Origin of the sequence: Variovorax davisae (genome assembly GCF_030316845.1) — a bacterium.
GTDB lineage: Bacteria > Pseudomonadota > Gammaproteobacteria > Burkholderiales > Burkholderiaceae_C > Variovorax > Variovorax davisae.
Window position 1 is genome coordinate 360685 of record NZ_JASZYS010000002.1, and the last position, 20521, is coordinate 381205.

The window sequence follows — 20521 nt, forward strand, 5'->3', positions numbered from 1 at the left end:
CGATCTGTTCGGAGCCCCGCTTTGCCGGGGCTTCTTCTTTTGTAGACTGGACATTCTCATGAAGTTCGTGGACGAAGCCTTCATCGACGTGGCCGCCGGCGACGGCGGCAACGGCTGCGTGTCGTTCCGCCATGAGAAGTACAAGGAGTTCGGCGGCCCGAACGGCGGCGACGGCGGTCGCGGCGGCCATGTGTTCGCCGTCGCCGACTCGAACCTCAACACCCTGGTCGACTTTCGCTTCTCGCGCCGCCACGATGCCAAGCGCGGCCAGCACGGCATGGGCTCCGACATGTTCGGCGCCGCCGGGGACGACGTCACGCTGAAGATGCCGGTCGGCACCATCATCTCGGACGCCGAGACCGGCGAGGTGCTCTACGAACTGCTGACGCCCGGGGAGGTCATCACGATCGCCAAGGGCGGCGACGGCGGTTTCGGCAACATGCGCTTCAAGAGCGCCATCAACCGGGCGCCGCGGCAGAAGACACCCGGCTGGCCGGGTGAGAAGAAGAACCTCAAGCTTGAACTCAAGGTGCTGGCCGACGTCGGCCTGCTGGGCATGCCCAACGCCGGCAAGTCGACCTTGATCAGCGCCATCTCCAATGCCCGTCCGCGCATCGCCGACTACCCGTTCACGACCCTGCATCCGAACCTGGGCGTGGTGCGGGTCGGACCGGAGCAGAGCTTCGTGGTCGCCGACCTGCCGGGCCTGATCGAAGGCGCCTCCGAAGGGGCGGGGCTGGGCCACCTGTTCCTGCGCCACTTGCAGCGCACCCGGCTGCTGCTGCACGTGGTCGACCTGGCCCCCTTCGACGAGGGCGTGGACCCGGTCGCGCAGGCCAAGGCGATCGCCGGCGAGCTCAAGAAGTACGACAAGGCGCTGCACGAGAAGCCGCGCTGGCTGGTGCTGAACAAGCTCGACATGGTGGCCGACGACGAGCGGGCCGCGAAGGTCAAGGATTTCGTCAAGCGGCTGCGCTTCAAGGGGCCGGTGTTCGAGATCTCCGCCCTCACGCGCGAAGGCTGCGAGCCGCTGGTCCAGGCGATCTACCAGCACGTCAAGGCGCAGCAGGTGGCCGAGCAGCCGCCGGTCGAAGTCGACCCACGCTTTCCCGACCTGCAACCATGAGCGAGACCTCCGGCTCCACCGTCTTGCGCGATGCGCGCCGCATCGTCGTCAAGGTGGGTTCCAGCCTGGTAACCAACGAGGGGCGCGGCCTCGACGAGGCGGCCATCGGCGAATGGTGCCGGCAGCTGGCGGCGCTGGTGCGCGACGGCCGCGAGGTCGTGATGGTGTCGAGCGGCGCCATCGCCGAGGGCATGAAGCGCCTCGGCTGGCGCAGCCGCCCGCACGAGATCCACGAACTGCAGGCCGCCGCCGCCGTGGGCCAGATGGGCCTGGCGCAGGTCTACGAGACCCAGCTGCGCGCCAACGGCATGGGCAGCGCCCAGGTGCTGCTGACCCACGCCGACCTGGCCGACCGCGAGCGCTACCTCAATGCGCGCTCGACCCTGGTGACCCTGCTGGCGCTGGGGGTGGTGCCGGTCATCAACGAGAACGACACGGTGGTCACCGACGAGATCAAGTTCGGCGACAACGACACCCTGGGGGCGCTGGTCGCCAACCTGGTCGAGGCCGACGCGCTGGTGATCCTGACCGACCAGAAGGGCCTGTTCACGGCCGATCCGCGCAAGGACCCGGCCGCCCGCTTCGTCGACGAGGCGGCCGCCGGCGACCCCGAGCTCGAAGCCATGGCCGGCGGCGCCGGCAGCAGCCTCGGGCGCGGCGGCATGATCACCAAGATCCTGGCGGCCAAGCGCGCCGCGGGCTCCGGCGCGTCGACCGTGATCGCCTGGGGCCGCGAGCCCGACGCCCTGCTGCGCCTGGCGCGCGGCGAAGCGATCGGCACCCTGCTGGTGGCCCAGACCGCCAAGCACCAGGCGCGCAAGCGCTGGATGGCCGATCACCTGCAGTTGCGCGGCGCGGTCCTGGTCGACGCCGGGGCGGCGGCCAAGGTCCGCGGCGAGGGCAAGAGCCTGCTGCCGATCGGCATGACGGGGGTGGAAGGGGAGTTCTCGCGCGGCGACGTGATCGCCATCCGCGATGCCCAGGGCGTCGAGCTCGGGCGCGGACTGGCGAATTATTCGAGCGTCGAGGCCCGGATGCTGTGCCGCAAGCCCTCGTCGGAGTTCGAGCGCCTGCTGGGCTATGCGGCGGAGCCGGAAATGGTGCACCGCGACAACATGGTGCTGCTGCAGGGCTGATCGCCCCGCGGGGCGCTGCTTACTCGACTTCGCGCACCGGCGCCTTCAGCACCCGAATCATCTCGCCCACCGAGGCCCGCGGGGCATCGCCGCGGCACAAGGCCTGCGCCGCCAGCGCCTTGGTATAGATCGAGTTGCGTTCGCTCAGGCGCTTCCATTCGGGCGCCGGCGTCGGGTCCCAGGCGCCGTTGGTGAAGCGGGCGTAGCTCTTGTATTCGGCCGTGGCGCAGCGCAGGCCTTCGTAGAAGGCATTGAGGCCGCCGCCCTCCTTGTGGGTGGCCACCACCACGTAGCGCACCACGCCGTCGCCGGTGATCTTGATGGTGGCCGGATCGACGCCGAACTTCAGCGTCATGTAGGGCGGCATGGTGATCGGGACCAGCTTGTTCAGGTCGAACGCCGGCGGTGGCGGCGCCTCGGTTTCCTTCCAGTCGACATCGCCGAACAGCTGGGCCTGGGCCAGGCCGGCGGCGCCCAGCGCGCAGGCCAGCAGGAGCGCGCGACCGGCGCGGCTAGCGGGGGAAGGGGGACGGGTCGTTGGTCGAGGCAGGATCGTTGGCAAGGTTGGCATTCGGGTTGGGATCGAAGCTGGCGCCGGGCGGCAGCTCGAAGGTCGGTTCGTGGCCCGCGCCGGGCGGATGGCGCTCGAATTCGCGGGCCCGCACATTGCTGCGCAGGAAGCGGTTGCGGAAATCCTGCCGCGGCAGGTAGCGGGCGAGCTCGGTCAGCGCCATCTCGTAGACGCCGCGCTTGAACTCGACCACGACGTCGAGCGGCACCCAGTAGTCGTGCCAGCGCCAGGCGTCGAACTCCGGATGGTCGGTGGCGCGCAGGTTCAGATCCCAGTCGTGACCGGTCAGCTGCAGCAAATACCAGATCTGCTTCTGGCCCTTGTAATGGCCTCGTGCGTCACGGCGGATGAACCGATCCGGCACCTCGTAGCGCAACCAGTCGCGGGTACGGGCGACGATCCGCACATGCTCCGGATGGAGACCTACTTCCTCGTGCAGTTCCCGGAACATGGCTTGCTCGGGACTCTCGCCGCGATCGATGCCGCCTTGCGGAAACTGCCAGGAATGGGTGCGAATGCGTTTGCCCCAGAAAACCTGGTTTCTCTGGTTGAGCAGGATGATGCCGACGTTGGGCCTGAAGCCGTCCCGGTCGAGCATAATCAAACCCCAATTTTTTGAACTGAGTCGATTATGCATGCCGGGTTGCGCACGGCAAGCGACCGGTTCCAGGACCCCCCAGGACCTGCCCTCCCGACCACCCGTTCCAGCCCCCTGCGAGACCGATGAAAGCTTCCCGATTCTTTATCTCCACCCTCAAGGAAGCGCCCGCCGACGCCGAGGTCGCCAGCCACCGCCTCATGATGCGCGCCGGCATGATCAAGAAGCTGGGCACCGGCATCTACACCTACATGCCCATGGGCCTGCGCGTGATCCGCAAGGTCGAGGCCATCGTGCGCGAGGAAATGAACCGGGCCGGGGCGGTCGAGCTGGCGATGCCGGTGGTGCAGCCGGCCGAGATCTGGCAGGAAGCCGGTCGCTTCCAGGGCTACGGCCCCGAGCTGCTGCGCATCAAGGACCGGCATGACCGCGACTTCGTGATCCAGCCCACCAGCGAAGAGGTGGTGACCGACATCGCGCGCCAGGAGATCCGCAGCTACAAGCAGCTGCCGAAGAACTTCTACCAGATCCAGACCAAGTTCCGGGACGAGCGCCGGCCCCGCTTCGGCCTGATGCGCGGGCGCGAGTTCATCATGAAGGACGCCTACAGCTTCGACCGCGACCTCGACGCCGCCAAGGCCAGCTACAAGATCATGTCGGAGGCCTACCGCCGGGCCTTCGACCGCTTCGGCCTGCGCTACCGGGCGGTGGCGGCCGACAGCGGTGCCATCGGCGGCGACGTCAGCCAGGAGTTCCAGGTCATCGCCGCCACTGGCGAGGACGCGATCGTCTACTGCCCCGACAGCGACTACGCCGCCAACATGGAAAAGGCCGAGGCGCTGGCGCCGGCCGGTCCGCGTCCTGCGGGCGCCGGCGCGCTCACGAAGACGCCGACGCCCGGCAAGGCCACCTGCGAGGACGTCGCCCTGCTGCTCGGCGTGCCGCTGGCGACCACCGTGAAGTCGCTGGTGCTGGCCACCGAGGAACTGGACGACGCCGGCAACGTCAAGAAGGTGCAGGTCTGGCTGCTGCTGCTGCGCGGCGACCACGACATGAACGAGATCAAGGTGGGCAAGGTGCCGGGCCTCGACCAGGGCTTCCGCTTTGCCACCGTGGCGGAGATCGAGGAGCACTTCGGCTGCAAGCCCGGCTACCTGGGGCCGATCAACCTCCGGCAGCCCGTGAAGATCGTCGCCGACCGCGAAGTCGCGGTGATGGCCGACTGGATCTGCGGCGCCAACGAGGTCGACTTCCACCTGACCGGCGTCAACTGGGGTCGCGACCTGCCCGAGCCCGAGGCGGTGGCCGACCTGCGCAACGTGGTGGCGGGCGATCCCTCGCCCGACGGCCGCGGCCTGCTCGCGATCGAGCGCGGCATCGAGGTCGGCCATGTGTTCGTGCTCGGCACCAAGTACAGCAAGCCGATGAACGCCACTTTCCTCGACGAGGCCGGCAAGCCGCAGTTCCTCGAGATGGGCTGCTACGGCATCGGCATCACGCGGCTGCCGGCGGCGGCGATCGAGCAGAACAACGACGAGCGCGGGATCATCTGGCCCGACGCGATCGCGCCGTTCACGGTGGTGGTCTGCCCGATCGGGATGGACCGCAGCGCCGAGGTCAAGACCGCGGCCGAGGCGCTCTACGCGCAATTGCTCGCGGCCGGCGTCGACGTGCTGCTCGACGACCGCGGCGAACGCCCGGGCGCGATGTTCGCCGACTGGGAGCTGATCGGCGTGCCGCACCGGGTCGTCATTTCCGATCGCGGCCTCAAGGAAGGCCAGCTGGAATACCAGCATCGCCGCGACACGGCGGCGACCAAGGTGCCGGCCGCCGGCATCGCCGACTTCATCGCCGGCCGCCTGGCGGCGGCCTGAGCCGACGGCCTTGAACGCGCCCGGCCTTTCCCGGCGCCAGTGCCTCGGCGGCGCGGCCGCGGGGGCGCTTTCGCTGGCGCTGCCGCAGAGCGCCCTCGCCGGGGCGCAGATCGAAGAGCCGCTGATCGACTCGGTGCGCACCGCGCTGAGCTCGGCGATCCAGAACAAGGCGCCGCCGATCCCGGAGTTCGGCGACACCGAAGCCCGCATGGCCTACCTGCGCTGGCTCGGCGCCATGAGCGAGCGGCTCAAGAAGAAGCTGCCCGACTGGCCGACGCGCAAGGAATTCCTGCAGACCGTCTGGTACGAGGCGCGGCGCTCCGGGCTCGACGTCAGCCTGGTCATGGGCCTGGTCCAGGTCGAGAGCAACTTCCGCAAGTTCGCCGTGTCCAGCGCCGGGGCCCGCGGCTACATGCAGGTGATGCCCTTCTGGACCCGCGTGATCGGCGACAGCGACCCGTCCAAGCTGTTCCACATGCAGACCAACCTGCGCTTCGGCTGCGTGATCCTGCGCCACTACCTGGACCGCGAGCGGGGCGACCTGTTCATGACGCTCGGCCGCTACAACGGCAGCCGCGGACGCTCGCCGTATCCCGACGCGGTGTTCGCCAACCAGCGCCTTTGGGTCTTCAAGGACCGGCCGCTGGACTGACGGCCGGGCCCGGGCGGGTGCCCCGGGTCACCATGACCTGGTCGATGCGGTAGCTGTCGACGTCCATCACCTCGAAGGTGTAGCCGGCCCAGCTGACGCTGTCGGTGCGCTTGGGCACCCGGCGCAGCATCACCATCAGGAAGCCGGCCAGGGTCTCGTACTCGTCGTCGTGCGGCAGGCTCTCGATGTCGAGCGCGCGCTGCACGTCCTGGATCGGCGTCACGCCGTCGATCAGCCAGGAGTTCTCGTCGCGCCGGACGATCTGCTGCTCCTCGTCCTGGGCGCCGACCAGGTCGCCCATCACGGTGCTCATGACGTCGTTGAGCGTGATGACGCCGACCACCAGGCTGTATTCGTTGACGATGATCGCGAAGTCCTCGTGGGCCTGCTGGAACTGCTCGAGCACCTCGGTCAGCGAGAGCCGGTCGGGGATCACCAGGGCCTTGTGCAGCGGCAGGCCATGGTCGAAGGACAGCGGCTGGCCGCTCAGCACGCGCTGGAACATGTCCTTGGCGTCGACGTAGCCCAGTACGTGGTCGATGTCGCCGTCGCACACCGGGTAGGCGGAGAAGGGCTCGGCGACGATGCGCGCGCGCAGCACCGATTCGGGGTCGTCGCGCAGGAACCAGGCGATGCGGTCGCGCGACGTCATCACGCTGCTGACCAGCCGGGTGTCGAGCTCGAACACGTTGGCGATCACCTGCTGCTCGCGCACCGCCAGCACGCCGGCGCGGGCGCCGGCCTCGGTCATGGCGAGGATGTCGGCCGAGGTGATCTTCTCGTCGCGCGCGAGCGGCATGCCCAGCAGCTTGAAGAGCAGGTCGGTCGAGACCGTGAACAGCCAGACCAGCGGCTTGAAAGTGGTGATCAGCACCTGCATCGGCCCGACCATGCGCACCGCCAGCAGTTCGGGGCTGCTCATGCCCAGCCGCTTCGGGAACAGGTCGGCGAACACCAGGAAGACCGAGATGATGGTGATGAAGGAGGCCAGGAAGGCGGCGGTCTGCGCCGCGTCGGCGCTGAGCCAGAGTCCGAACAGGCGGGCGAAATAAGGACTCAGCGCGCCCTCGCCGACGACGCCGCCGAGGATCGCGACCGCGTTCAGGCCGATCTGCACCACGGTGAAGTAGTGGCCCGGCTGTTCCTGGACGCGCATCACGCGTTCGGCGCGTGCGTCGCCTTCGTCGGCCATCTGGCGCAGCCGCAGGCGGCGCGAGGCGGCCAGCGAGATCTCGGCCAGCGAGAAGAAGGCGCTGGTCGCGATCAGCGCGACGATGATCAGCAGGCTCTGTGTCAGGGTCATGGTGCGGTCGATGAAGACCGCCATGGTGCCATGACCGGCGCGGGCCCCGCTATTGGACGAAGCCGATCCGGCTTCTCGCCGCGTTGACGCGGGGCAGGTCGTCGACCCGGACCTCGTCGCGCCCGGCCAGGCGGGCATTGCCGAAGCCGGTCATGAGGGCGCGCCGCATCTCGCGCGGCGCCAGCGTGGCGAGCTGGTCGAGCACGTCCGGCGCCGGCTCCACGGCCAGCAGCCGGCCCCAGTCGTGGTCGCCGCGGATCGCGTCGTAGAGCTGGCGCGCGATCTGGCGCGCCGCCTCGGGCGAGGGCGACTCGATCTCGAACACGTTCATGCGGTTGAGGATCGGCTCCGGGATGCCGCGCGCGTCGTTCGCGGTCGTGATCCAGATCACCTGGCTGGCGTCGATCGCCACCTCGGCGAACTCGTCGACGAAGGCGTGCGCGGTGTCGTGCTCGAGCAGGTTGTAGAGCGCCCCGAGCGGGTCGTACTGGCTGTCGCTGCCGGCCTTGTCGATCTCGTCGATCACCATCACCGGATTGGCGTACTGGCCCTCGACCAGCGCCTCGAACACCTTGCCGGGCTTGGCGCCCTTCCACTGCGAGGAGGCGCCCGAGAGCAGCCAGCCCGCGGTCATGGAGTTCATCGGCACCAGCGACATTCCGGTGCCCAGCAGTTCGGCCAGCTTCTTCGCGAAATGGGTCTTGCCGATGCCGGGCGCACCGAGCAGCAGCATCGGCGTGACCTCGAGGCCGTCGCGGCTGTCCTGCGCCAGGGCGACATGGCGCCGGACGTCATCGAGGACCTCGGTGAAGTTGGGCAGCTGGGCATAGAGCGAGGCCATCTCGGGCACGCCGCTGGGCTTGACCTGGAAGCGGTCGGGTCCCCGCTCGAGCATGCGCTCGTAGGTGGTGCGCAGGTGTTCGTGCTCGCGCTCGGGAAGCTTGGCGAGCTTGCGCTCGACATCGTGCGTCTGGAACACGCTGCGCAGGTTGGCGACCGGCAGCTGGAACGACGGCGATGCGGGGACGAGACTGCGGGAATCCATGGACACCTCCGGTTTCGAACACTCTTTGGACAGCATAAGCCGTGCCCGGGTTCGCCGGATGCCCAGGTTTTCTCGTTTTGGCGGGTTTTGCGCTTCTGTCGCGCGGCGGTCACACGCCGCCGTGCGGATGGGTGGGGTCGACCCAGAGCACTGATTCCGGCTTCTCGGCCGGCTCGATGTCGAGGTTGACCGCCACCGCCTGGCCGTCGCTGCGGCACAGCACGCATTCGAGCGCCTCGGTCTCGCTGGCATTGATTTCCTGGTGCGGCACGTAGGGCGGCACGTAGATGAAGTCGCCCGGGCCGGCCTCGGCCGTGAATTCGAGCTGCTCGCCCCAGCGCATGCGGGCCCGGCCGCGCACCACGTAGATCACGGATTCGAGGTGGCCGTGATGGTGGGCGCCGGTCTTGGCGTTGGCGTGGATGGTGACGGTGCCGGCCCAGAGCTTCTGGGCCCCGACGCGCGCGAAGTCGATCGCAGCGGCCCGGTTCATGCCGGGCGTCTGGGCGGTGTTCGTGTCGAGCTGGTTGCCGGGGATCACGCGCACGCCGTCGTGCTTCCACGCCGGCTCGGCGTGGCCGTGATCCGCGTGGTCGTGGCTCATCGCCCGGGCAGGCTCAGGCCGGACTGCCGTTGAGCATCTGCTGCAGCTCGCCCGATTCGTACATTTCCATCAGGATGTCCGAACCGCCGACGAATTCGCCCTTGACGTAGAGCTGGGGGATGGTCGGCCAGTTGCTGTATTCCTTGATGCCCTGGCGCACTTCGGCGTCGTCCAGCACATTGACGGTCTTGAGCGTGCGGGTGTCGACACCCACGGCCTTGAGGATCTGGATCGCGCGGCCCGAGAAACCGCACATCGGGAAACTGGCATTGCCCTTCATGAAGAGCACGAGGTCATTGCTCTTGACGAGATCGTCGATGCGTTGCTGGGTATCGGACATGGGGGACTCCTGGAAATTGGATTGGGCGGATTATTTCACTGTGCGCCGGATTCCGCCCGAGCAGCGCGCGATGCCGGCGAGGTCGTCGCGGCTTTGGACCTCGGCGAAGCCGCGCGCGGCCAACAGCTGCCGCACCGCGTCGGCCTGGTCCCAGCCGTGTTCGAGCAGCAGCCAGCCGCCGTCGGCCAGGTGCGCCGGCGCCGCCTGGACGATGCGGCGGATGTCGTCCAGCCCGTCGGCGCCGGCGACCAGCGCCCGCAGCGGCTCATGGCGCAGGGCGGCCAGGTGCGGGTCGCCGGCCACGATGTAGGGGGGGTTCGAGACGATCAGGTCCAGCCCGTGGCCGGCGCCGTCCAGCCAGTCGGCCTCGGCGAAGTGCACCGGCAGGTCCAGCCTGGCGGCGTTGGCGCGGGCCACCGCCAGGGCCTCGGCGCTGGCATCGACCGCCGCCACCCGGGCGTCGGGCCGCGCATGCTGGATCGCCAGGGCGATCGCGCCGCTGCCGGTGCCGAGGTCGAGCACGGCCGGGGCCGAGCGGCCGTCGAGGCATTGCAGCGCCCATTCGACCAGGGTCTCGGTGTCGGGCCGCGGCACCAGCACCCGGGCGTCGACCCGAAGGCACAGCCCGTGGAACTCCTTCTCGCCGACCAGGTAGGCCACCGGCTCGCCGGCGAGGCGGCGCTCGTACAGCCGCTCGAAGGCCTGCCAGGCGGTGTCGGGCAGCGGGTCGGTGTCGTGCGCCAGCAGCCAGGCGCGTTCGCCCGCGGGGCGGCCCAGCGCATGCAGCAGCAGCAGTTGGGCGTCGAGCCGCTCGATGCCCAGCGCGGCCGCCGCGGCCAGCATCTGCGCGGCGGTCGAGGGCCGGTGTTCGGGCGAGCGGGTCACGCGGGCAGGCTGGCTTCGAGTTCGGCCAGCTGTTCGGCTTCGCGCGCCGCCTGCAGCGCCGCCAGCACGTCGCCGAGGTCGCCCTCCATGATCGCCAGCAGCTTGTAGAGCGTGAGGTTGATGCGGTGGTCGGTGAGCCGGCCCTGGGGGAAGTTGTAGGTGCGGATGCGGTCGGAGCGGTCGCCGGTGCCGATCAGGCCCTTGCGCATGGCGGCGTCCTTGGCGGCGCGCTCGCTGCGGTCCTTTTCCTGGATCCGGGCCGACAGCACCTGCAGCGCCTTGGCCTTGTTGCGGTGCTGGCTGCGGTCGTCCTGGCATTCGGCCACGATGCCGGTCGGGATGTGGGTGATGCGCACCGCCGAGTCGGTCTTGTTGATGTGCTGGCCGCCGGCGCCGCTGGCGCGGTAGGTGTCGATGCGCAGGTCGGCCGGGTTGATCTGCACCGCCTGGGCCTCGTCGGGCTCGGCCAGCACGGCCACCGTGCAGGCGCTGGTGTGGATGCGCCCCTGCGTTTCCGTCGCCGGCACGCGCTGCACCCGGTGGCCACCGGATTCGAAGCGCAGCTTGCCGAACACGTCGTCGCCGACGATCCGGATCACGACTTCCTTGTAGCCGCCGAGCTCGCTCTCGCTTTCGCTGACGATCTCGCAGCGCCAGCCGGTGCGCTCGGCGTAGCGCGTGTACATGCGCAGCAGGTCGCCGGCGAACAGCGCCGATTCGTCGCCGCCGGTGCCGGCGCGGATTTCGAGGAAGGCGTTGCGGGCGTCGTCCGGGTCCTTGGGCAGCAGCAGGCGCTGCAGTTCGTCGTCGAGCTGCAGCAGCTCGGCCTCGGCGGCGGCGATCTCTTCGCGCGCCATCTCGGCCATCTCGGGTTCGTCGAGCATCTCGCGGGCGCTGGCCAGGTCGGCCTCGCGCTGCAGGTAGCGGCTGTAGCGGCCGGCCACCTGTGTCACCTCGGCATGCTCGCGCGAGATGGTGCGGTACTGCGCCATGTCGGACATGATGTCCTCGCGCGAGAGCAGGAAGTCGAGTTCGGCCAGGCGTTGGGCGTAGCGCTCGAGTTGGTGACGCAGGAAGGGTTTCACGGGAAAGGGGCGTTGCGAAGGGAGGGGCGCAGCCGGTGCGCGGCGGCGGGCGTGGCGGCACGCGGTGCCGCCGGGACGACCAGCGTCGCTAACGCTCTTTGCGCGGTTCGTTGCGCAGGAACAGGCGCGAGATCGTCTGCGCCGTCTGCTCGCGCGCGGCGGCATCGCCGGCATGCAGCTCGGCCATCGCGCCGTGCAGCATCTTCTGCGTCAGGCCGCGCGACAGGGCTTCGAGCACCGCGTCGACGTCTTCGCCCCGGGCCAGCAGCTTGCGCGCGCGGGCCAGCTCGGTGGCGCGCCATTCGTCGGTCTGGGCGTTGAGCTGGCGGATCAGCGGCACCGTGCCGCGCTGGTCGAGCCAGTGCATGAAGCTCTGGACGCCGGCATCGATGATGACCTCGGCCTGCGCCACGGCGGCCTGCCGGTTGGCGTGGCCCTGCTGCACCACCTGCGCGAGGTCGTCCACCGTGTAGAGATAGACGTCTTCGAGCGCCTTCACTTCGGGTTCGATGTCGCGCGGCACCGCCAGGTCGACCATGAACATCGGGCGGTGCCGGCGCACCTTGAGCGCGCGCTCGACCGCGCCCAGGCCGATCAGCGGCAGCGTGCTGGCGGTGCAGCTCACGACGATGTCGAACTCGGCCAGCCGCGCCGGCAGGTCGGCCAGCCGCATCGCCTCGCCGCCGAAGCGCGAGGCCAGCTTCTCGCCGCGCTCCAGCGTGCGGTTGGCGATCACGATGGACTTGGGCTGGCGGGCTGCGAAGTGCGTCGCCGCCAGGTCGATCATCTCGCCGGCGCCGATGAACAGCACGCGGGTGTGCTGCAGGTCCTCGAACAGCTGGCCGGCCAGGCGCACGGCGGCGGCGGCCATGCTGATCGAATGGGCGCCGATCTCGGTCGCGGTGCGCACTTCCTTGGCGACCGCGAAGGAGCGCTGGAACAACTGGTTCAGGGTGCTGCCGAGGGCGCCGGCGGTTTCGGCGGCGCGAACGGCGTCCTTCATCTGGCCGAGGATCTGGGGCTCGCCGAGGACCATCGAATCGAGCCCGCTCGCGACCCGGAAGGCGTGGCGCGCGGCATGGTCGTCGTGCAGGGTGTAGGCGTGCGAGCGCAGCAGGGCCGGCGAGACGCCGCCGCTGTGGGCCAGCCAGTCGACCGTGTGCTCGAGCGCGATCTGGTCGGCGGCGCAATAGATCTCGGTGCGGTTGCAGGTGGAGATGATCGCGGCCTCGACACCGGGATGGCGGTTCGAGCCGAAAGAGTGGCGCAGGCTGTGCAGCGTCGGGGCGATCTGGTCGATGGCGAACGCGAAACGACCGCGCAGGTCGAGCGGCGCGGTCGTGTGGTTCAAGCCGAGGGCCCAGACTGACATAGCCGCTGATTATAAAATGGGCAAGGCCCGGACCACCCGCGGCCCGAAAAAAGGCCGCAATCCGATCGGCGATCCCCTGACATGGCACCGCTGGACCTTTTCAACCACCTGCTCAATTTCGTCGCGCCGGCCTTCGCGGTCGGCTTCCTCTGCGCGCTGCTGGGCCGGCTGACGATGCGAAAGGCCGCGAGAACGCTGTCCTGGTGGCGCCAGGGTGCTATCAATTTCATAGTGGGCGTGGCCGTGCTGGCGGGCGGGCTGGTCTTTTTCGGCCATGACGGCAAGATGGCGACCTACGCCGCCCTGGTGCTGGCCTGCGCCACCAGCCAGTGGCTGCTGGCGGGCAGCTGGCGCCGTTCCTAGGTCGCCAGACCCGGAAGAACCGGCGGCGGCGGTGCCACGGCTGCCGGTGCACCGGGCGCACCCGGATAGGGGGACGCCCCGGGATAGGCCGCCATCGGCAGGTCGGCCGCGCGCAGGCCGTCCAGCATGGCGAACAGCACGTCGCTGCGCACGCCGCCGGCCAGCCGGGGGCTTTGCACGTAGGCGACGGCCTGGAAGATCAGGAATCCCACCTCCACGCCCTCGAGCGTGACCGAGGGGGCGGGGCTGGCCAGCACGCCGGGGTGGTCGGCGAAGGCCGCCAGGATGACTTCCCGGGCCCGCGTCGCGTGGGTCGTGAGCGGCATCGGCAGGCGAATCAGCACCCGTCCCTCGGCATTGGCGAGGGTCATGTTGCGCACGGTCTTGGTGATGAACTCGGAGTTCGGCACGATCATGGTGGAGCGGTCGCCCAGCTGGATCTCGGTGGCGCGCACGTTGATGCGGCGCACGTCCCCCTCGGCATTGCCCAGCACCACCCAGTCGCCGACCTTGACCGGCCGCTCGGCCAGCAGGATCAGGCCCGAGATGAAGTTCTGCACGATGGCCTGCAGCCCGAAGCCGATGCCGACCGACAGCGCGCTCGCCACCCACGCGATGCGCTCGATGCCGATGCCCAGCGCCGAGAGCCCGAAGGCGACCACCATGATCCCGCCGACGTAGCCGAGCAGGGTGGTGATCGAGCTCTGCATCCCGGGCTCGAGGCCGGTATGCGGCAGGTAGCGCTGCTCCAGCCAGCGCTTGACCACCCGCAGCGCGATGAAGCCGACCACCAGCACCGTGACGGCGCTGATGATCGCCCCGGGCACCAGCTGGATCTCGCCGATCTTGACGCCGCTGCCGAACTTGCCGCTGCGCTGGTAGACCTCGCCGGGGCTGGTCCCCAGGGGCGTGGCGAGCGCGATCACCATGTAGAAGAACAAAATCACGCGGCTCAGGCCGGACAGCACCACCGCCGCCTGGTCGAGCGTGCGCGGCTCCAGGCCGAAGCTCAATTGAAGGCGCTGGCCGAAATTGCTGCGCGACGACACCACCGCCACGAACAGGTCGTCGGCGAACTTGAACAGCACGTAGAAGGCCGCGGCCACGATGCCGGCCCAGGTGAGCTGGCTGGCCAGGAAGCTCGCCATCGCGACGTAGCCGATCGCCACCAGCACCCAGATGCCGATCAGGATCAACGTCACGGCGGCGAGCAGCACGCCGACCCACATCGGCCGCTCGTCCAGGCTGCCCTTGGCGGGTTCGGGCGCGTCGGCGGCCGGTGCCGGGCCTGGCGGGGCTTCCTTCGGCGGCGCCGCCGCGGGCGGCTCGGCCACCGGCGCGCCGTGCAGGCGCAGCAGCATCGCGCCGATCATGCCGGTCAGGATCAGGGCCGTCATCACGTGGGTGGCGACCACGGCGGCGAAGCTGGCCTCGACCACGGCGTTGACCTGGGTCGGCGCCCACACCACGATCGCCACCATCGCCATGATCCAGGGGAAGGGCGCGAGCCGTTGCGCCATCGGGTCGGAGATCGGCGGTAACCGCCACGAGGGACGGCCGTTGGACAGCAGCGCGCGCCCGAGCCCGACCACGAAGGCGATGAAGATGCTGGACTGGACCACGCCCTGCGCCAGCTTGCGGGTCTGCGGGCCCCAGACGCCATGGTTGTCGAACACCGAGAAAGCACCTTGCGCGGCCACGCCGACCAGCACCATGTTGGTGGTCACTATCGCGATCACCAGCAGCGAGCGCCGCAGGCGCCCGGGTGGCAGGAAGCGCGCGGCGAACCGGGCCAGGGCCCGCTCGGCCAGCCAGTTGCCCAGCAGCGCCAGCAGCAGGGCAGCGGCCAGCGTGCCCAGCACCGGGGCGGCGTGGCCCGGGCCGTGCGCGGTCTCGAAGCCGCTTTCGAACTCGGCGCCCAGCCGCCCGAGCCGCGCGACGTCGCCGGACCAGGCGTCGGCGATGTCCTCCCAGAATTCCCGCCCGAGCGGCGAGGGCGCGCGCTCGGTCAGCTGGGCCTCGAACAGGGCGCGGCGCTTGCTCAGCAGCTCGTTGGCGCGTTGCTGCGCATCCACCGACACCAGCCGTGCCAGCCGGATGTCGGCATCCAGCGCGTTGCGATCCCGGGTCAGCGCCGTCCGGCGGCGGGTGATGTCGGGGTTCTCGGTGGTGCCTGCCGCGGGCGCGTTGCCGAGTTCGCCGAGCCGCGCGTTCATGTCGTTGAGCTCGCCGGTGCGCGCGGCGATGAACTTGTCGGTCGCGATGCTGATGGCGTTGAGCTGCTCGACCATGCCGCGCACGTCGGCGCTGGTCTCCACCGTGGCCGGGATCGCTTCGAGCTGGCTGCGCAGCGAGGCCACCGTCGGGGAGGACTCGGGCGCTGCGGGGCCCTGTGCCCAGGCGACGCTGCCGCACAGCGCGACAGCCAGCAGGAGGGCCGGGAGACGGGGGAGCCAGCGCATGGCCTTCATCATAGAAGCCGGCGGGCCGGATCGAAGTCGGCCGAGGGCGCGCTCGGGCCGGCGCCGGGCCGGCCTTCAGGCCGGACTGAAGCGATCGACGCGGTCGGTGATGATGCCATCGGTGCCGAGCGCGAGCAGCCGTTCGGCCGCCCATTCGTCGTTCACGGTGTAGCTCAGCGCGCGCAGGCCGGCGGCGTGCACCTGCGCCACGGTGGCGGCGTCCCACAGCGCGTAGTTGCAGACCACCGCCACGCAGCCGAGCTCGAGCGCGGTGTCGAGCCAGCCCGTGGTGAGCGTGTCCAGCAGCAGGCCGCGCGGCAGCCCGGGCTGGGTGGCGAGGGCGCCGCGCAGGGCGTCCGGCGCGAAGGAGGTCAGGAAGGGGGGCGGTTGGGTCGCGTCGGTCCAGAGCCGCGCCGCGTGGCTGGCGACGAGTTCGCCGGTGCGGCGCTCGGTGCCCGGTGTCGGCTTGATCTCGATGTTGAGCGCATGCCGGTTGGCCTGGCAGAAGCGGATCAGGCCCTCCAGGCTGGCCAGCGGCTCGCCGGCGTAGCGGCGGGAGTGCCAGGCGCCGGCATCGAGCTGCGACAGGTCCGTCCATGGCAGCTCGCCGGCGACCCCGCGGCCGTTGCTGGTGCGCTCGAGCGTGGCGTCGTGCAGCAGGAAGGGCACGCCGTCGGCGCTCAGCTTGGCGTCGCACTCGAACATCCGGAAGCCATACGCGGCACCGAGGCGGAAGGCCGCCAGCGTGTTTTCCGGCGCCAGCTTGCCGGCACCGCGATGGGCGATCCAGCGCGGATAGGGCCAGCCGGTCATGCGCTTCGTTTTCCGGAGCCGGCGTCGAACCAGTGCAGCTTGTCCTGCCGGGCTGCGATCTTGACGGTGTCGCCGGCGGCCGGCGGCGCCTGGCCTTCGTCGACCCGCATGATCAGCTGCTCCTCGCCGATGCGGCCGTAGATCAGCCGCTCGGCGCCCAGCAGCTCGACATGCTCGACCTGCACCGACCAGCCGTTGGCATCGAGGCTCAGGTGCTCGGGCCGGATGCCGAGGATCATGCCGGGACGCACGCCGGGTGCGTGCCGCAGCAGGTTCATCGGCGGCGAGCCGATGAAGCTGGCGACGAAGGTGGTGGCGGGACGCGAATAGACCTCCTCGGGCGTGGCGAACTGGTCCATCACGCCGCCGTTCATCACGATGATCCGCTCGGCCAGCGTCATGGCCTCGACCTGGTCGTGGGTGACGAAGAGCGAGGTGATGCCGAGCTCGCGGTGCAGCTTCTGGATCTCGAGGCGGGTCTGGGCGCGCAGCTTGGCGTCCAGGTTCGACAGCGGCTCGTCGAACAGGAAGACCTTCGGCTGGCGCACGATCGCGCGGCCCATGGCGACGCGCTGGCGCTGGCCGCCCGAGAGCTCGCGCGGCTTGCGCGCGAGCAGATGGCCGAGCTCGAGAATGCCGGCCGCCTTGTCGACCCGGGTCTTGATCTCCGGCACCGGCACCTTGGCGATCTTCAGGCCATAGGCCATGTTGTCGAACACCGTCATGTGCGGGTAGAGCGCGTAGTTCTGGAACACCATCGCGATGTCCCGCTCCGAGGGCTCGAGGTTGTTGACCACCCGGTCGCCGATGCGGATCTCGCCGGCGCTGACCTCTTCCAGGCCCGCGACCATGCGCAGCAGGGTCGACTTGCCGCAGCCCGAGGGGCCGACGATGACGATGAACTCGTGGTCGGGGATCTCGGCGCTGACGCCGTGGATGACCTGGTTGGCTTTCGGGCCGTGGCCGTAGCGCTTGATGACGTTGCGAAGTGAGAGAGCAGCCATATCTAGTCAGTTGAATGCATGGGGTGGACCGGGGAGGGCGGGCGAGTCACTTCTCGGTGTCCACCAGGCCCTTGACGAACCACTTCTGCATCAGGATCACCACCAGCGCCGGCGGCAGCATCGCCAGCAGCGCGGTCGCCATCACGATGTTCCATTCGTTCTGGCCGTCGCCGCCGGCGATCATGCGCTTGATGCCGATCACCACCGGGTACATGTCCTCGGTGGTGGTCGCGAGCAGCGGCCACAGGTACTGGTTCCAGCCGTAGATGAACTGGATCACGAACAGCGCAGCGATCGAGGTCTTCGACAGCGGCAGCAGCACGTCCCAGAAGAAGCGCATCGGACCGGCGCCGTCCATGCGGGCGGCCTCGATCAGCTCGTCGGGCACGGTCAGGAAGAACTGCCGGAACAGGAAGGTCGCGGTCGCCGAGGCGATCAGCGGAATCGTCAGGCCGGCGTAGCTGTTGAGCATGCCGAGGTCCGACACCACCTGGTAGGTCGGGCCGATGCGGACCTCGACCGGCAGCATCAGCGTGATGAAGATGGCCCAGAAGCACAGCGACTTGAACGGAAAGCGGAAGTACACGACCGCGAACGCCGACAGCAGCGAGATCGCGATCTTGCCGAAGGTGATGACCAGCGCCGTCACCAGGCTGACCCACATCATGCGCGCCACCGGCGCGGTCGAGCCGGCGCCGGCCGTGCGGCCGAACAGGGCCGACTTGTAGGTCTCCCAGAGGTGGCCGCCGGGCAAAAGCGGCATCGGTGCCTGCACGATCTCCTGCGCCGTGTGGCTCGATGCGACGAACGCGAGGTAGAGCGGGAAGGCGACGATCAGCACGCCGAAGATCATCACGGCGTGGGCCAGGATGCCCAGGGAGGGGTTTCGCTCGACCATCAGTAGTTCACCTTCTTTTCGACGTAGCGGAACTGAACGACCGTGAGAACCACGACGATCGCCATCAGCACCACCGACTGCGCGGCCGAGCCGCCGAGGTCCATCGCCTTGAAGCCGTCGTAGTAGACCTTGTAGACCAGGATCGAGGTGGCCCGGCCCGGTCCGCCCTGGGTGGCGGCATCGACGATCGCGAAGGTGTCGAAGAAGGCGTAGACCACGTTGATCACCAGCAGGAAGAAGGTGGTCGGCGACAGCAGCGGGAACTGCACGGTCCAGAAGCGGCGCCAGGGTCCGGCGCCGTCGATGGCGGCCGCCTCGATCAGCGACTTGGGGATCGACTGCAGGCCGGCCAGGAAGAACAGGAAGTTGTAGGAGATCTGCTTCCAGACCGCCGCCATGACGATCAAGGTCATGGCGTGGGTCGAGTTGAGCAGGTGGTTCCAGTCGATGCCGACCTTGGCGAGCGCATACGCGACCACGCCCAGCGAGGGCGAGAACATGAAGACCCACAGCACCGCGGCGACGGCGGGTGCCACCGCGTACGGCAGGATCAGCAGCGTCTTGTAGATCATCGCCCCGCGCACGACGCGGTCCGCGAAGACGGCCAGCACCAGCGAGATCGTGAGTCCGAAGAAGGCGACCAGGATCGAGAACAGCGCCGTGGTCTCAAAAGACTCGATGTACTTCGGGTCGGCGAACAACTGCTTGAAGTTGTCGAGGCCCACCCATTCGGTCGAGGTGCCGAAGGCGTCCTGCATCTGCATCGACTGCATCAGCGCCTGGCTGGCCGGCCAGAAAAAGAACACGACGATGACGATCATCTGCGGCGCGAGCAGCGCCCACGGCAGCCAGCCCGAGCGAAAGACGACGCGTTTTTCCATGAATCCCTCAAAAAGAAACCCCGCCGATTCTTATGCCCGGCGGGGCTGCGAGTCTAACTGTGTCTCAACCGTGCGATCCACCACCGCCGACAGGAGCCCTCCCCGCTTGGCGGGGAGGGTTGGGAGGGGTGCCGTCTTGTGCCGGAAGGGCTGCGAGGGCGCCAACCCTTGTCAGCCCTTGTTGGCTTTCTGGAATTTTTCCAATTGCTCGTTGCCGCGCGTCACGATGGCGTCGAGCGCTTCCTTGGCCGTCTTCTTGCCGCTCCAGACCTGTTCGAGCTCTTCGTCCTCGATGGCGCGGATCTGGACGTAGTTGCCCAGGCGGATGCCGCGGCTCTTGTCGGTCACCTTGCGGATCATCTGGGTCACGGCGACGTCGGTGCCCGGGTTCTCCTTGTAGAAGCCGGACTTGTCGGTCAGCTGGTAGGCGGCCGTGGTGATCGGCAGGTAGCCGGTGCGCTTGTGGCTGGCCGACTGCACTTCAGGCGTCGAGATGAAGCTGAAGAACTTGGCGATGCCCTTGTACTCCTCGGACTTCTTGCCCGCCATCACCCACAGGCTGGCGCCGCCGATGACCGTGTTCTGCGGTGCGCCCGGAACGTCGGGGTAGTAGGGCAGCGCGGTCAGGCCGTAGGCGAACTTGGCGTTCTTGGCCACGTTGCCGTAGAAGCCCGACGAGGTGGCGATCATGGCGCACTCGCCCGACACGAACGAAGCCTCGGGCACGTTGCCGCGGCCCTTGTAGATGAACAGGCCCTGCTTGGCCATGCTCGCGAGGTTCTCGATGTGGCGCTGGTGCAGCGGCGAATTGACCTTCAGGCGGGTGTCCAGGCCGGACAAGCCGTTGTTCTTGGTCGCGAACTCGACGTTGTGCCAGGCCGAGAAGCTCTCGAGCTGGGTCCAGTTCTGCCAGGCGGTCGTGAACGGGCACTTGTGGCCGCTGGCCTTGAGCTTGGCCGCGGCGGCCACCACCTCGGGCCAGGTGGCGGGCGCCTTGTCGGTGGGCAGGCCGGCCGCCTTGAAGGCGTCCTTGTTGAAGTAGAAGATGGTGGTCGAACTGTTGAACGGGAAGCTCAGCATCTGGCCGCTGGGCGCCGTGTAGTAGCCGGCCACCGCGGGGATGTAGCCGCTGGGGTCGAACTTCTCGCCGGCGTCCTTCATGACCTGGCCGACCGGGACGATGGCGCCCTTGCTGGCCATCATGGTCGCCGTGCCGACCTCGAACACCTGCAGGATGTGCGGCGCGTTGCCGGCCCGGAAGGCGGCGACGGCGGCGGTCATCGATTCGTCGTACTGGCCCTTGTAGGTCGGCACGATCTTGAATTCCTTCTGGCTCTCGTTGAATTGCTTGGCCAGGTCGTTGACCCATTCGCCGTTGACGGCGGTCATGGAATGCCACCATTGGATCTCGGTCTGTGCCAACGCGGATGTGGAAAGCGTTGCGGCCAGCGCCGATGCCATGGCGAGCGTTTTGAATCGCATGAAGACTCCTGAGGGGAAATGAAAGCG

General features: G+C 68.8%; 20 protein-coding genes. 5 read left to right on the forward strand and 15 right to left on the reverse strand.

Annotated elements, in window-relative coordinates:
- Positions 1–58: 58 nt before the first annotated feature.
- Both cgtA and proB read left to right on the forward strand, forming a co-directional pair.
- Positions 59–1126: an Obg family GTPase CgtA gene (cgtA, locus tag QTI33_RS06000; protein ID WP_286504870.1), complete on the forward strand. Its 1068-nt coding sequence runs from the start codon at positions 59–61 to the stop codon at positions 1124–1126.
- Complete coding sequence (gene proB, locus QTI33_RS06005; RefSeq protein ID WP_286504871.1) at positions 1123–2262, forward strand: glutamate 5-kinase; 1140 nt, start codon at positions 1123–1125, stop codon at positions 2260–2262. Before cgtA ends, proB begins: the two co-directional genes overlap by 4 nt.
- A 19-nt stretch (positions 2263–2281) precedes the next feature.
- On the opposite strand, the gene QTI33_RS06010 is transcribed toward proB, so the two are convergent.
- Together QTI33_RS06010 and QTI33_RS06015 are read right to left on the reverse strand one after the other, a co-directional pair.
- A complete protein-coding gene (locus tag QTI33_RS06010) occupies positions 2282–2824 on the reverse strand; it encodes a CNP1-like family protein (RefSeq protein ID WP_286504872.1) in 543 nt (180 codons plus the stop codon).
- Positions 2775–3431: an RNA pyrophosphohydrolase gene (locus QTI33_RS06015; RefSeq protein ID WP_286505136.1), complete on the reverse strand. Its 657-nt coding sequence runs from the start codon at positions 3429–3431 to the stop codon at positions 2775–2777. The genes QTI33_RS06010 and QTI33_RS06015 overlap by 50 nt, the downstream gene beginning before the upstream one ends.
- A 125-nt stretch (positions 3432–3556) precedes the next feature.
- Here QTI33_RS06015 and QTI33_RS06020 point away from each other — a divergent pair, with 125 nt between their 5' ends.
- Both QTI33_RS06020 and QTI33_RS06025 read left to right on the forward strand, forming a co-directional pair.
- On the forward strand, positions 3557–5305 hold the full coding sequence (locus QTI33_RS06020; RefSeq protein WP_286504873.1) for a proline--tRNA ligase: 1749 nt from the start codon (positions 3557–3559) through the stop codon (positions 5303–5305).
- A gap of 10 nt (positions 5306–5315) precedes the next feature.
- Positions 5316–5957, forward strand: a complete 642-nt coding sequence (locus QTI33_RS06025) for a lytic transglycosylase domain-containing protein (protein WP_286504874.1) — start codon at positions 5316–5318, stop codon at positions 5955–5957.
- Here the strand turns inward: QTI33_RS06025 and paeA are convergent.
- From paeA to hemA, 7 genes are all read right to left on the reverse strand, one after another.
- Complete coding sequence (paeA, locus tag QTI33_RS06030) at positions 5935–7260, reverse strand: polyamine export protein PaeA (RefSeq protein ID WP_286504875.1); 1326 nt, start codon at positions 7258–7260, stop codon at positions 5935–5937. The genes QTI33_RS06025 and paeA overlap by 23 nt on opposite strands.
- 49 nt (positions 7261–7309) lie before the next feature.
- Positions 7310–8305 (reverse strand): AAA family ATPase, encoded by a 996-nt coding sequence (locus QTI33_RS06035; protein WP_286504876.1) that lies wholly within the window; start codon positions 8303–8305, stop codon positions 7310–7312.
- A 109-nt stretch (positions 8306–8414) separates the two neighbouring features.
- Positions 8415–8909, reverse strand: coding sequence for a cupin domain-containing protein (locus QTI33_RS06040; RefSeq protein ID WP_286504877.1), 495 nt, complete (start codon positions 8907–8909; stop codon positions 8415–8417).
- A 13-nt stretch (positions 8910–8922) separates the two neighbouring features.
- Complete coding sequence (gene grxD / locus QTI33_RS06045; protein WP_286504878.1) at positions 8923–9249, reverse strand: Grx4 family monothiol glutaredoxin; 327 nt, start codon at positions 9247–9249, stop codon at positions 8923–8925.
- A 30-nt stretch (positions 9250–9279) separates the two neighbouring features.
- Complete coding sequence (gene prmC, locus QTI33_RS06050) at positions 9280–10092, reverse strand: peptide chain release factor N(5)-glutamine methyltransferase (RefSeq protein WP_286505137.1); 813 nt, start codon at positions 10090–10092, stop codon at positions 9280–9282.
- 38 nt (positions 10093–10130) lie between these two features.
- Positions 10131–11219: a peptide chain release factor 1 gene (prfA, locus tag QTI33_RS06055; RefSeq protein WP_286504879.1), complete on the reverse strand. Its 1089-nt coding sequence runs from the start codon at positions 11217–11219 to the stop codon at positions 10131–10133.
- A gap of 88 nt (positions 11220–11307) precedes the next feature.
- On the reverse strand, positions 11308–12591 hold the full coding sequence (hemA, locus tag QTI33_RS06060; RefSeq protein ID WP_286504880.1) for a glutamyl-tRNA reductase: 1284 nt from the start codon (positions 12589–12591) through the stop codon (positions 11308–11310).
- Between the two features lie 81 nt (positions 12592–12672).
- Here hemA and QTI33_RS06065 point away from each other — a divergent pair, with 81 nt between their 5' ends.
- A complete protein-coding gene (locus QTI33_RS06065) occupies positions 12673–12954 on the forward strand; it encodes a hypothetical protein (protein ID WP_286504881.1) in 282 nt (93 codons plus the stop codon).
- On the opposite strand, the gene QTI33_RS06070 is transcribed toward QTI33_RS06065, so the two are convergent.
- The 6 genes from QTI33_RS06070 to ugpB all read right to left on the reverse strand — a co-directional run bounded on the left by QTI33_RS06070 (position 12951) and on the right by ugpB (position 20494).
- Positions 12951–15416 carry a DUF3772 domain-containing protein gene (locus QTI33_RS06070; protein WP_286504882.1) on the reverse strand — a complete coding sequence of 822 codons (2466 nt, stop codon included), beginning with the start codon at positions 15414–15416 and terminating at the stop codon, positions 12951–12953. The two genes, QTI33_RS06065 and QTI33_RS06070, sit on opposite strands and share 4 nt — an antisense overlap.
- 75 nt (positions 15417–15491) lie before the next feature.
- Positions 15492–16229, reverse strand: a complete 738-nt coding sequence (gene ugpQ, locus QTI33_RS06075) for a glycerophosphodiester phosphodiesterase (protein ID WP_286504883.1) — start codon at positions 16227–16229, stop codon at positions 15492–15494.
- Entirely contained in the window at positions 16226–17233 is a 1008-nt protein-coding gene (ugpC, locus tag QTI33_RS06080) for a sn-glycerol-3-phosphate ABC transporter ATP-binding protein UgpC (protein WP_286504884.1), read from the reverse strand. The genes ugpQ and ugpC overlap by 4 nt, the downstream gene beginning before the upstream one ends.
- Before the next feature lie 46 nt (positions 17234–17279).
- On the reverse strand, positions 17280–18131 hold the full coding sequence (gene ugpE / locus QTI33_RS06085) for a sn-glycerol-3-phosphate ABC transporter permease UgpE (RefSeq protein WP_286504885.1): 852 nt from the start codon (positions 18129–18131) through the stop codon (positions 17280–17282).
- Complete coding sequence (gene ugpA / locus QTI33_RS06090) at positions 18131–19012, reverse strand: sn-glycerol-3-phosphate ABC transporter permease UgpA (protein WP_286504886.1); 882 nt, start codon at positions 19010–19012, stop codon at positions 18131–18133. The genes ugpE and ugpA overlap by 1 nt, the downstream gene beginning before the upstream one ends.
- A gap of 171 nt (positions 19013–19183) precedes the next feature.
- Positions 19184–20494 carry a sn-glycerol-3-phosphate ABC transporter substrate-binding protein UgpB gene (gene ugpB / locus QTI33_RS06095; protein ID WP_286504887.1) on the reverse strand — a complete coding sequence of 437 codons (1311 nt, stop codon included), beginning with the start codon at positions 20492–20494 and terminating at the stop codon, positions 19184–19186.
- Between the last annotated feature and the right edge of the window lie 27 nt (positions 20495–20521).